This window comes from Demequina sp., from assembly GCF_024642165.1.
Lineage (GTDB): Bacteria > Actinomycetota > Actinomycetes > Actinomycetales > Demequinaceae > Demequina.
Genome location: NZ_JAHEBP010000067.1, coordinates 1 through 10,760 on the forward strand (window position 1 = coordinate 1; position 10,760 = coordinate 10,760).

Genomic DNA, 10,760 nt, shown 5'->3' on the forward strand with positions numbered 1-10,760 from the left:
AGTCGCACCCGTGGTCCCAGTAGCCGCGGAACAGCCGGTGGAACTTGTCGACGAAGGTCGCCCACACGTCGCGCGGCAGATCCTGCGGCCAGTTCGACTTCGCCATCCCCACGATGAGGAGCCGGCCGCCGGGGGCGACCAGCCCGCGCAGCCGCTCCAGCCCGGGCTCGAGGTCCAGGTGGTGGACGGCCGCCACGGCGGTCACCACGTCGTACGTGCCCAGATCGGTGGTCATCACGTCGCCCGCGCGATAGGTGATGGACGGGGACTCGGCCTCGCCGCCGTCGGGCGCATCGAGAAGCTCCACGGTGTGGCCCTGCGCCCGGGCCCGCGCGATCGCTGCCGGGTCCGCATCGATACCGGTGACCTCGAGCCCGCGGGCCGCCAGGCTGCGACACAGGTAGCCCTCGCCGCAGCCCACGTCGAGCGCGGTACGCGCCGTCTCCGCGATGGTGGGCACCAGCTCGCGCTGGTAGTGGATGTTGTAGTTCCACCGCTGGTGGTCGGGGCGCTCCTTCGCGGCCTCGGGCGTCTGTTCCTTCATGATGCCCGATTCTCCCACCGCTCGACCGGGACCCCGGCCACGCGTGCCACGATAGGCCGGTGACAGGGACCCGGGTGCTGCTGCTCCACGGCTTCGAGCATCACCGCCCTCGCGGGCATTGGCTGTGGTGGCTGGCGGAGGAGTTGCGCCGCGCCCGCGTGCCCGTGCAGTACCCGCAGCTGCCTTCGCCCGAACTCCCGCGCCTCGAGGCCTGGCGCGAGGTGGCGCTCGGCGAGCTCGCGATGCTGGGAGACGGCGAGCGCGTGGTCATCACCCATTCGCTGGGCGGGATCCTCTGGCTCCACGTCGCACAGGGGCTCGACCCGAGCCTGCGGGTCGACCGCGTGCTCATGACGGCGCCGCCACATCCCGACCGCCTGACGGGGCCGATGGGCGACCTCGCGCTCGGGACCGTGGACGTCGCGGCGGTGGCGCGAGCCTCGGGATCGACCATGGTCGCGGCGCGCGCCGAGGACCCGTACCGCGCCGGCCCGATCGGCGCGCTCGCGACGCGGTGGGGCTTGCCGTCGGTCGAGATCGCGGGCGTGGGGCACCTCAACCCGGACGATGGACACGGCCCCTGGGGCGCGGCGCTCGAGTGGGTGTTGGCCGACGACCGCGATCTCGAGTGGCGGCCGGGAGAGCACGCAGACTAGCCTCAACGCATGAGCACAGTGCCGTGGTCAATGCCGCAGGCGGACGTCTCGGTCACGCCGGAGTTGATGAGCGCGCTCCTCGAGCGCGATCATCCCGACCTCGTGCCCTTGGGGCTCGGGGAGGTCATGGAGGGATGGGACTGCGTCACCATCCGTCTAGGGCCGGACCTCGCGGTGCGCGTTCCGAGACGTGCGCACGCGGCGGACGTCATCGTGCGGGAGCACGTCTGGCTTCCACGCCTCGCTCAGGAGTGGACCTTCGCCGCACCGGTCCCCGTCCGCATCGGCGGCCCGTCCGAGGAGATTCCGTGGGCGTGGGCCGTGGTGCCGTGGATCGAGGGCTCGCTCGCGTTCGACGCGCCGCTCTCCGGCCGCGGCGCCTCGGACCTGGGCAAGGCGCTCGCCCAGGTGCACGTGCCGGCACCGGAGGACGCGCCGCGCAACCCCTTCCGCTCGGTATCGCTCGCGGAACGCGCCGAGCGGTTCGACGATCGCGTCGAACGACTCGTGGACTCGGGCGTCGCGATCGACGCGGACCTGGTCCGGTCGCAGTATCGCGCCGGCGCGGTGCGGCGACGCCCCCCTGACACGTGGGCGCACCTCGACCTTCACGGCGCGAACGTCCTCACGGACGGGGGCAGGCTGGCGGGGATCCTGGACTGGGGCGACATGGGTGCCGGCGATCCGGCCACGGACCTCGGGCACGCCTGGTGCCTGGTGGGAAGTTCGCGGATGCGCGACGTCCTCAAGGGCTACGGCAGCGCACAGACGCGGATCGACGAGGCGGCGATGCAGCGGGTGCGGGCCGAGGCGCTCGCGTTCGCGGTGACGCTCGCGGCGCTCGACGACGCCACCTACTCGGAGGCCGGCCGCCTCGCGCTCGCGGATCTCGAGGTGCTCGACCGCCGCTGACCGTCAGCTCGAGGCGCCGTAGGCGACCACCTCGGTCACCTCGCGACCCGCGGCGGGACCCGCCTCGAAACGCACCGGCATGCCCGGGTGGTCCAGCGCGAACCAGAACACGCTCGTGCCGTGGTCGCCGCGCACGTCGTACCGCAGGCAGTCGCCCTCGCCCACGGCCGTCACGATCCGCTCCGGCGTCACCGTCGTGATGCCGATGGGGAAGGACGCGTGGCGCTGCAGATCGAGCCACCGCACGCGGCGCGCCTGCACCTCGCCCGCGGGGACGCCCGCGTCGTCGAGACGGTGCCGTTCCATGGTCACCTCGTCCTGGTCGACGTCCCGGAAGACGGTGCGCGCCCGCTCGACCACCTCGCCATCGCGGGTGGTGCGGGTCTCAACGCTCCAGCCCTCGGGAGTCGCCTCCCGGATCTGAGCGGCGGTGAACGGCGTGGGCGCATGGGCCGGATCCAGCTGGTTCTCGCGCGGCGGCATGCCTCGAGGCTAGACCCCGAGGGACTGGAGGAATGGCTCGAGCTCGAGCCAGTTCTCCTCGTCGGAGCGATCCTGGCGCCACAGCGAGGCGTAGCGCGCCTTCTGCTCGTCGGTCGCGTTCTCCCAGACCCGCATCGCGCGCTCGAGGTCTGCATGCCAGTACCCCACGATCCGGTAGTGGCTGACCGGAAGGGCGAACTCGCGGCGCAGCAACTGGCGGATGCGTCGGGAGTGCACGGACTCGCACGCGACCCAGACGTAGGAGCGTGCGCCGGGCTGCAGCTCCGCCACCGCCACCTCCACCAGCGCGTCCCTCAGCACCGAAGCTCCGTGACCGTTGCCACCCACACGCCACTCGACGCTGACGTCCGCCGCGGACGGGAGCGCGCGGACGTCCTGCAGATCGGGCAGTTCGACGATGACGCGGAACCGCTCGCCCGCGCCCGCCTCGGCCAGGATGCGCGCGATGGCCGGGAGCGCCGTGGCGTCGCCGCAGAGGATCCGCGCCCGTGCATCGTCCGGCACGCGGTAGTACGCCTTGGGCGCGGACACGCGCACCCTGTCGCCCACACGCGCGTCCCGCGCCCAGGCGGCGCCAGGTCCGTCGCCGTGGAGGAACGCCTCGAGCCGGAACCCGCCCACAGTGAGGCCGCTGACTGTGTAGTGGCGCGACGCGCGCCCGTCGGGCTCGACGGCGTCGGCGGCCACCTCGACGTGGACGAACTCGTCGGGACATCCCGTGGAGGTCCACGCGGCCGGCTGGTCGAGGGCGAGGCTCAGGCGCACCATGCGCGGGCTCATCCGCTCGATCGACGCGACGGTCGCTGCGTGGACGGTCTCCATGCGCATCCCTCCCGGAGCGCGGCGCGGATCGGGGCCGCGCCGGACGAGGTGAGTCTCACCTCACCTGGGAGTGTAAGGCATAAACGCAACTCCCGCGTTGCGAAATTCGCGGCGGTCGGATGCTGGGGTTTCGCTGCGGTACCGCACTAGGGTGGCCCCGTGGCCTTCGCACCGTTGCACACCGAGAGACTCATTCTGCGTCCGTTCACGGAGGCGGACGCGGAGGACTTCGCGCTGCGCCGGTCCGATCCCGAGACCGCCATGTACCAGGCGTGGCGAGTGCCCTACTCGGTGGATAAGGCCTTGGCGCTGATCCGCGAGATCGCGTCCCACGAGGGCCCCCGGCCCGGCGGCTGGTATCAGCTGGACGTCGAGCGCCGTGCAGACGGACGGACCGTGGGCGACGTCGCCCTCTATCTCCATGAGCATGGGCACACCGCGGAGATCGGCTACACGCTTCACACCTGGGCGCGCCGCAAGGGCTACGCGACCGAGGCCGCCGCCGCGCTCATCGACTACCTGGTCGATGTCACCGGCGTGCATCGGATCGAGGCGGCGACGCATCCCGACAACTCTCGCTCGATCAAGGTGCTCGAGCGGCTCGGCTTTCGGGCCGAGGGTGTCAAGCGCGAGGCGTACTGGGTCGAGGAGGAGGTCTCGGACGACGCGATCTTCGGGCTGCTCGCGCGCGAATGGCGCGAGCACCGGGACGCGCTGCACCTCTAGCCTCACGCGCAGCCTCACACGCACCTTCACGCGATCTTCACACTTTCGCACGGGCGCCCTTCACACGGATCCGCTGGACTGAAGTCATCCGAGCGAAGGAGACTCCCATGTCCGTCCCGACCCGCACCGTGGCTCTCGCGGTCGCCGCAGGCGCCGCGCTGGTCGCCGTTCCCGCCACCGTCGCCTGGGCGGTGACCGCGGACGATGAACCCGGCGGCACCGGGGCTGAGATCCGTCAGGAGTACCGCCGGGGGGACGCGCCGGGCATGGGCGGCATGGGCGGCATGGGCGGCATGGGCCGCCTCCGCGGGGACGAGTCCGCCTTCGGACGCGCCGCCGACGGCATGTGCCTCGAGGACTGGGTGGTGGACGATGCGCCCGCGAGCGCAGCGGACGCCGCGTCGCTCGCGCGGATGGCGGAGGAGGAGCGGCTCGCCCGCGACCTCTATGTCGAGTTCGCAGACGCGTGGGACCTGCGCGCCTTCACGATGATCTCGCGGGCCGAGCAGCACCACCTCGATGCCGTGGGCGCACTGCTCGGTGCGTACGGACTCGAGGACCCGAACGATGGCGCCGTGGCGGGCGTCTACGAGGACACCGAGCTCCAGGCCCTGTACGACGAGCTCCTGGCGCAGGGCTCCGAGTCCGCCTCGGCGGCGCTGGGCGCGGCGGCGCTGGTGGAGGAGACAGACATCGCCGACCTGCGGGCGCAGGACGTATCCTCCGTGGCGGTGGCGACGGTCTACGACCGCCTCGAGGCCGCGAGCGAACGTCACCTGCGGGCGTTCGTTCGAGCCCTCGACGCGCGGGGCGAGGACTACGAGGCCGCCGTCCTCGACGCGGCGGAGGTCGAGGACATCACCGGGGTACCCGCTCCGTAGGATGGCGAGCGTGACAGCGCGAACGGTGCTGGTGGTGGACGACGAGGCGAACATCCGCACGCTCGTCGGGGACTACCTGCGCCGCGACGGCTTCACGGTGCTCGAGGCGGGCTCCGGCGAGGAGGCGATCGACACCGTCGCACGCACCGCCGTGGACCTGATCGTGCTGGACGTCAGGCTCCCCGGCATCGACGGGATCGAGACGCTCCGGCGGCTCCGGCGCACGTCCGACGTGTACGTGCTGCTGCTCACCGCGCGCGTGGAGGAGGCCGACCGCATCGTGGGCCTCGAGGTGGGCGCCGACGACTACGTCACCAAGCCGTTCAGCCCCAGGGAGGTGGTGGCGCGGGTTCGCGCGCTGCTGCGCCGACGTGACACCTCGCGGCCCGCGGACCGCGTCGACCTGGGTGCCCTGACGGTCGACCTGGCCGGCCGCGACGTGTCCGTGGACGGCGCGGGCGTGACGCTCACCGCCCTCGAGTTCGACCTGCTGGCGGCGCTCGCCTCCGCCCCAGGCCGGGTCTTCACGCGCCGCCAGCTCATCGAGCGTGTGTGGGGTTGGGACTTCTTCGGCGACGAGCGCATCGTCGACGTGCATGTCCGCAAGCTGCGCAAGGCGCTCGGAGACCCGGCGGAGGACCCTCACATCGTCCTCACCGTGCGCGGGGTGGGCTACAAGCTGGCCGCGGCATGAGCACCCTACGAGGACGGCTGCTCGCCTCGCACCTGGCGGTGGCGCTCGTCGGGGTGGTCGCGCTGGTCGCCGTCGCGGCGATCGTCGCCGGGGTGGGCGTGCAACGGCGCGTGGGCATGATGCGCGGCAGCACGATGCGGGCCGTCGAGACGCGGGAGGCGCTCGCCGATGCGCTTCCCGCCGCGCTCGCGTGGGGCGCTGCCGCCGCGATCGTGGCGGCGGGGGTGGCCGCGCTCGTGGTGTCCCAGCGCATCGCCGTGCCGCTGGCGCAGATCCGCGAGGCGTCGCGGGCGATCGCCGGCGGCGACTACACGCGGCGGGCGCCGCGGCCGGCCGAGGCCGAGCTCGCCGCCGTCGCGGAGGACATCGATGCACTGGCGGAGCGTCTGGAGGAGGGCGAGGCGCGCCGGGTGCGACTGATCGACGAGGTGGCGCACGAGATGCGGACCCCGCTCACCACCATCCGCGGCTCCATGGAGGCGCTGATCGACCAGGTGGTCGAGCCCAGCCCGGAGGTGTTCGAGCGGGTCGCGGCCGAGGCCGCGCGGCTCGAGCGACTGGCGGAGGACCTGTCGACCCTCTCGCGCGCGGAAGAGCGGTCGCTGTCGCTTGCCCCCGGCCCCGCCGACCTCGCGGAACTCGCCCGGGCCGTGTGCAACCGCCTGCGCCCGCAGTTCGACCATCGCGGCGTGAGCCTGGACGTCCACGCCGACCGTCCGGCGCCTGTGGTGGTCGACCGCGATCGGATCGCTCAAGTGCTGGTCAATCTGCTCGGCAATGCGCTGCTCCATACGCCCTCCGCGGGCTCCGTCGAGGTGCGCGTCACCGTGGGCGACGTACGCGCGACCGTCACGGTGACGGATACCGGCACGGGAATCGCGGCCCAGGATCTCGCCCACATCTTCGAGCGCTTCTACCGCGCCGGCGGCCAGGGCGGCCAGGGTCGCGGGATCGGTCTCACCATCGCGCTTTCCCTCGCGCAGGCGCACGGCGGCGACATCACCGCATCGTCACCCGGACCCGGCGCCGGGTCCACCTTCGCGCTGATCCTCCCGGTCGCTCCCGCAAACTGACGGCGACTCCGCGCAGATGCCAGCGGGTGCGGCGCGCGTGCGCCGGCCCCGGGAAGCCAGAGGATAACGTGGGTCGCATGTCCCTCGGAGCGCGCACCGGCGAACCACTCGCCGTGACCGACGAAGCGGTCCGGGCGCTCGTGGACGAGCAGTTCCCGCACCTCGCGGATCAGGAGCTGGGCCGCCGCTACACGCTCGAGGACCACTTCGCCATCAGGATCGGCGATGACCACGGAGCCCTCTTCCCGCGGTTCGCCGAGGACGACGAGCTGTTCGAGCGCGCGACGGATCTGATCGCTCCCCACCTCCGGAGGTGGACGTTCCCCACGTCCGCGCCGGTCGGTACCGGCCGTCCGGGCCACGGCTACCCGTTCCACTGGACCTTGGTGGACTGGGTGTCCGCGTCGACGGCGGCCTTCGTGCCCCTCCACTCGCACTCGGCGCGAGCCCTGGGCTCGGCGATCCGCCAGGTCCACGTCCCGGCGCCCGCCGGCGCGGCGCGAAATCCACGCACCTCGCTCGGCCTCGAGTCGTGGGGGGGCGAGTGGGAGCGCCTGCTCGCGTTCGCCGCGCTGCGCGGCGCACCGGAGAATCGGACTCTCAACGTGGAGGGCGCCGATGCGCTCTTCCGCATCGGCGCGAGCGCGCCGCTCGACGCCCAGTGGTCGTGGACGCACGGGCGTCTCGAGCCTCGCGCTATTCAGTCCGACCGCGGCACGTTCTGCGGGATCCTCATCTGGCACAACTTCGGGGCCGGCGACCCCGCGGCGGACCTGGGCGGCGCGGCGACGGTGGTGCCGCTCGACATGCGTGACGAGCTGTACGGCGGCTACGGCGACGTCACCAGCGCCACCGCCTGGCGGGCTCAGGCCTACCAGCTGCTCGCCGCGCTCCGCTACATCGAGATCGACGATCCGTTCATGGCGCGGATGGCGTGGGAGAGGCTCCTCGAGCTCGGCCTCGCCGACGAGGCGTAGGCGCACCCATAGCCCTCGAGGGTCCCGACATGGAACAGTAGGCCGCATGGACATCTTCGAGACCCCGCTCCCCGGAGTCGGCGTCCGCTACGAGTTCACCGCCGAGGGGGGCGACCACGTGGGCGTGGTGGTCCGCCGCGACGGCAAACGGGACATCGCCCTGTACGACCGCGAGGACCCTGACTCGTGCCGCGGCACCGTCGAGCTGTCGGAGGGCGACGCGGGAAAGATGGCCGAGCTCCTGGGCGGCACCAACATCATCGCGCGCCTCGAGGATCTCAAGCACACCATCGTGGGCCTCGCGATCGAGTGGGTGACGATGCCCGCATCGGGAGGCCTCGTGGGGCGCGCGCTCGCCGAGGGACGGATCCGCACCGAGACGTCCGCATCGGTGGTGGCGGTGATCCGCGGCGACCAGGGCATCCCGGGCATCGAGCCGTCCTTCGTCTTCGAGCCGGGCGACGTGGTGCTGGTCATGGGGTCGGACGAGGCAGCCGACCGCGCGGCGCAGATCCTCACGGGATAGCCGATGATCGCCGCGACCGCACCCCTGTCGGGCCTGCGCGTGGCCGCGGCGAGCCCTCACGCTGAGACCGCCACCGTGCTCATCGAGCTCGGCATCGTCTTCCTGGTGCTGGCGGCGCTCGGCCGCGTCGCGAGCAGGATCGGGATCCCGTCGATCCCGCTGTACCTGCTCGCGGGGCTGATCATGGGCGAGGGCGGGTTCATCCCCATCAGCGCGGGCGAGGACTTTCTCGCCATCGGCGCGCAGATCGGCGTGGTGCTGCTGCTACTGCTGCTAGGCCTCGAGTACTCGCCGCAGGACCTTCGCGACGGCGTGCGCATGACCTGGAAGGCGGGGATCCTCGACGGCGTGCTCAATGCCACGCCCGGATTCGCGGTAGGGCTGCTGCTCGGGTGGTCCGTCACCGCCTCGGTGCTGCTCGCGGGCGTCACCTACATCTCGAGCTCCGGGATCATCGCGCGGCTGCTCGACGATTTCGACCGGCTCGCCAACCGCGAGACCCCGGTGATCCTCAGCCTCCTGGTGATGGAGGACATCGTGATGGCGGTGTTCCTGCCCATCCTCGCGGTGCTGCTCGTGGGCGCGACGTTGCTGCAGGGGGCGATCGCGGCCTCGATCGCGATCGGGATCGTGGCGGCGGCCTTCTTCTTCGCGCTGCGGTTCTCGCGCCACGTCTCCACCGTGGTCCATTCCCACTCCCGCGAGCTGCTGCTGCTCGGGGTGCTGGGCCTCGCATTCCTGGTCGCGGGCCTCGCGGAGGCGGTGCAGGTCTCGGCGGCCGTGGGCGCGTTCCTCCTGGGGCTCACGCTCTCGGGCAACGTCGCGGACCAGGTCCGCGGGCTGATGCCGCCCCTGCGGGACGTGTTCGGCGGGATCTTCTTCGTGTTCTTCGGGATCGGCATCGACCCTCGTGACCTGGGCCCGGTGCTGTTACCCGCCCTGGGCCTCGCGGTGGTGACCGCCTGCACCAAGATCTACACGGGGATCTGGGCGGCCAAGCGCGCCGGGATCGGCCCCAAGGGCCAATGGCGCACCGGGCTGTCGCTGGTTCCCCGAGGCGAGTTCTCCATCGTCATCGCCGGGCTGGGCGTCGCCGCGGGCGCGGAGGCGATGCTGGGGCCGTTCGCAGCGGCGTACGTGCTGATCCTGGCGGTGTTCGGCTCCATCCTCATGCGCTTCGCGGACCGCATCCCCTCGCCTCTCAAGGCCAGGCCGAGGGGTTCCGCGGCTCCCGGCTCGTCCCCCTAGGCCGGGACCGCATCGTCCGTGTGAGACGATGCTCCGGTCGTGCCCGGAGGGCCTCCCCCGGGACGATGCGCCGGCCCCGTCGCGCAGTTGGCGCGGCTTCCGCGCGAGGACGCGCGAGATCTCCTCGTTCCTGTGAGGTGCCGCCATGCTTACGCCCTATCGGGGCATCCTCGCCCTGCCGGGTGCCCGGGCCTTCACGGCGTGGGGCCTGGTGGCGCGGATCCAGATGGGCCTCACCGGCCTGTCAACCTTCCTCCTGGTCCAGATCGAGTACGGCAGGTATGAGTACGGCGGCATCGTGCTCGCCGCGATCGCCGTCTCGTACGCGGTGGTGTCACCCCAGGTGGGCCGGCTGGTCGATGCCTACGGGCAGTCGCGCGTGCTGCGCGTCGGCTATGCGATCGCGATCGCCGGCAGGGTAGCGATCATCGTCGCCGCGCTCACGCACCAGCCGCTATGGACCCTCGTGCTGCTCGCGCCGCTGGTCGCCGCCGGGGGCACCCAGTCCACCCACACCCGCGCCCGGTGGTCGCATGTGGTGCCCGACGGCCACTCGCTCAACACCGCGTTCTCCCTCGAGTCCTCTCTCGAGGAGGTGCTTTTCATCGCCGGCCCGGCGGCCGCGACGGTGCTCGCCACCCAGGTGGCGTCGTGGGCCCCGTCCGCCATCGCGGTCGCGACGCTGGCGGTGGGCGGGTATGGATTCATCTCGCTGACTGACACCGAGCCGCCGGCGCGTCGCGCGGACGCTCGCCGCCGTCAGGACGCCCACGGCGCCGCGCGCGCCCTGGTGATCGACGGGGAGATGCCCCGCGTGGGGCTGCCGCCGCGCGCGTCGCGAAGGCGCCGCTACGCGGGCGCACTGCGGGGCCACCTGCTGGTGTCCACACCCGCTCTCGTGGTCACTACTGCGATCTTCGCGACCCAGGGCGCGCTCTTCGCCTCGGTCGACGCCTCGACGGTGGCTTTCGCCGAGGAGCTGGAGCAGAAGCAGTGGTCCGGCGCGGTGCTCGCCGTCTTTGCTCTCGGTTCACTGGTGGGCGGCCTCGCGTACGGGTCGCGCGTGTGGCACGGCTCGCTCGCGTCGAGGCTGCTGTGGGGCGTGACCGCCACCGGAGTGGGCGCCGCCACCTTCGTGCTCGCGCCCACCATGCTGTGGCTCGGCGCCCTGATGTTCCTCACCGGCCTCGCGATCGC

13 protein-coding genes are annotated in these 10,760 nt (G+C 72.2%); 10 read left to right on the top strand and 3 right to left on the bottom strand.

Annotation, left to right across the window (positions count from 1 at the left end):
- Nucleotides 1–544: bifunctional 2-polyprenyl-6-hydroxyphenol methylase/3-demethylubiquinol 3-O-methyltransferase UbiG (locus Q0L54_RS07405; protein ID WP_296666690.1), on the bottom strand; the 544-nt coding region annotated here is incomplete at its 3' end.
- Between the two features lie 59 nt (nucleotides 545–603).
- Here Q0L54_RS07405 and Q0L54_RS07410 point away from each other — a divergent pair.
- Both Q0L54_RS07410 and Q0L54_RS07415 read left to right on the top strand, forming a co-directional pair.
- On the top strand, nucleotides 604–1,200 hold the full coding sequence (locus Q0L54_RS07410) for an alpha/beta hydrolase (RefSeq protein WP_296666692.1): 597 nt from the start codon (nucleotides 604–606) through the stop codon (nucleotides 1,198–1,200).
- 9 nt (nucleotides 1,201–1,209) lie between these two features.
- The gene (locus Q0L54_RS07415; RefSeq protein ID WP_296666695.1) at nucleotides 1,210–2,112 is read left to right on the top strand and encodes a phosphotransferase; all 903 of its coding nucleotides are present in this window, start codon (nucleotides 1,210–1,212) and stop codon (nucleotides 2,110–2,112) included.
- A gap of 3 nt (nucleotides 2,113–2,115) precedes the next feature.
- Here the strand turns inward: Q0L54_RS07415 and Q0L54_RS07420 are convergent, their stop codons facing one another.
- On the bottom strand, nucleotides 2,116–2,595 hold the full coding sequence (locus tag Q0L54_RS07420; protein WP_296666697.1) for a hypothetical protein: 480 nt from the start codon (nucleotides 2,593–2,595) through the stop codon (nucleotides 2,116–2,118).
- A 9-nt stretch (nucleotides 2,596–2,604) separates the two neighbouring features.
- Nucleotides 2,605–3,438 carry a siderophore-interacting protein gene (locus Q0L54_RS07425; protein WP_296666700.1) on the bottom strand — a complete coding sequence of 278 codons (834 nt, stop codon included), beginning with the start codon at nucleotides 3,436–3,438 and terminating at the stop codon, nucleotides 2,605–2,607.
- Nucleotides 3,439–3,597: 159 nt separating this feature from the next.
- On the opposite strand from Q0L54_RS07425, the gene Q0L54_RS07430 reads away from it, so the two are divergent.
- The 8 genes from Q0L54_RS07430 to Q0L54_RS07465 all read left to right on the top strand — a co-directional run.
- Nucleotides 3,598–4,164, top strand: coding sequence for a GNAT family N-acetyltransferase (locus Q0L54_RS07430; protein WP_296666702.1), 567 nt, complete (start codon nucleotides 3,598–3,600; stop codon nucleotides 4,162–4,164).
- A 107-nt stretch (nucleotides 4,165–4,271) separates the two neighbouring features.
- Complete coding sequence (locus Q0L54_RS07435) at nucleotides 4,272–5,045, top strand: DUF2202 domain-containing protein (RefSeq protein WP_296666704.1); 774 nt, start codon at nucleotides 4,272–4,274, stop codon at nucleotides 5,043–5,045.
- A gap of 1 nt (nucleotide 5,046) precedes the next feature.
- Entirely contained in the window at nucleotides 5,047–5,739 is a 693-nt protein-coding gene (locus Q0L54_RS07440; RefSeq protein ID WP_296666705.1) for a response regulator transcription factor, read from the top strand.
- On the top strand, nucleotides 5,736–6,812 hold the full coding sequence (locus Q0L54_RS07445; RefSeq protein WP_296666707.1) for a HAMP domain-containing sensor histidine kinase: 1,077 nt from the start codon (nucleotides 5,736–5,738) through the stop codon (nucleotides 6,810–6,812). The genes Q0L54_RS07440 and Q0L54_RS07445 overlap by 4 nt, the downstream gene beginning before the upstream one ends.
- A gap of 77 nt (nucleotides 6,813–6,889) precedes the next feature.
- Complete coding sequence (locus Q0L54_RS07450; protein WP_296666710.1) at nucleotides 6,890–7,789, top strand: hypothetical protein; 900 nt, start codon at nucleotides 6,890–6,892, stop codon at nucleotides 7,787–7,789.
- A 46-nt stretch (nucleotides 7,790–7,835) separates the two neighbouring features.
- Entirely contained in the window at nucleotides 7,836–8,315 is a 480-nt protein-coding gene (locus Q0L54_RS07455; RefSeq protein ID WP_296666713.1) for a TrkA C-terminal domain-containing protein, read from the top strand.
- A 3-nt stretch (nucleotides 8,316–8,318) separates the two neighbouring features.
- Nucleotides 8,319–9,563, top strand: coding sequence for a cation:proton antiporter (locus tag Q0L54_RS07460; protein ID WP_296666715.1), 1,245 nt, complete (start codon nucleotides 8,319–8,321; stop codon nucleotides 9,561–9,563).
- A 145-nt stretch (nucleotides 9,564–9,708) separates the two neighbouring features.
- Nucleotides 9,709–10,760: MFS transporter (locus Q0L54_RS07465; RefSeq protein ID WP_296666716.1), on the top strand; the 1,052-nt coding region annotated here is incomplete at its 3' end.

Coding starts and splice junctions, on each gene's coding strand:
- Q0L54_RS07435 (WP_296666704.1), top strand. CDS start 4,272: ATGTCCGTCCCGACCCGCACCGTGGCTCTCGCGGTCGCCGCAGGCGCC.
- Q0L54_RS07460 (WP_296666715.1), top strand. CDS start 8,319: ATGATCGCCGCGACCGCACCCCTGTCGGGCCTGCGCGTGGCCGCGGCG.
- Q0L54_RS07425 (WP_296666700.1), bottom strand. CDS start 3,438: ATGGAGACCGTCCACGCAGCGACCGTCGCGTCGATCGAGCGGATGAGC.
- Q0L54_RS07450 (WP_296666710.1), top strand. CDS start 6,890: ATGTCCCTCGGAGCGCGCACCGGCGAACCACTCGCCGTGACCGACGAA.
- Q0L54_RS07445 (WP_296666707.1), top strand. CDS start 5,736: ATGAGCACCCTACGAGGACGGCTGCTCGCCTCGCACCTGGCGGTGGCG.
- Q0L54_RS07420 (WP_296666697.1), bottom strand. CDS start 2,595: ATGCCGCCGCGCGAGAACCAGCTGGATCCGGCCCATGCGCCCACGCCG.
- Q0L54_RS07415 (WP_296666695.1), top strand. CDS start 1,210: ATGAGCACAGTGCCGTGGTCAATGCCGCAGGCGGACGTCTCGGTCACG.
- Q0L54_RS07440 (WP_296666705.1), top strand. CDS start 5,047: ATGGCGAGCGTGACAGCGCGAACGGTGCTGGTGGTGGACGACGAGGCG.
- Q0L54_RS07455 (WP_296666713.1), top strand. CDS start 7,836: ATGGACATCTTCGAGACCCCGCTCCCCGGAGTCGGCGTCCGCTACGAG.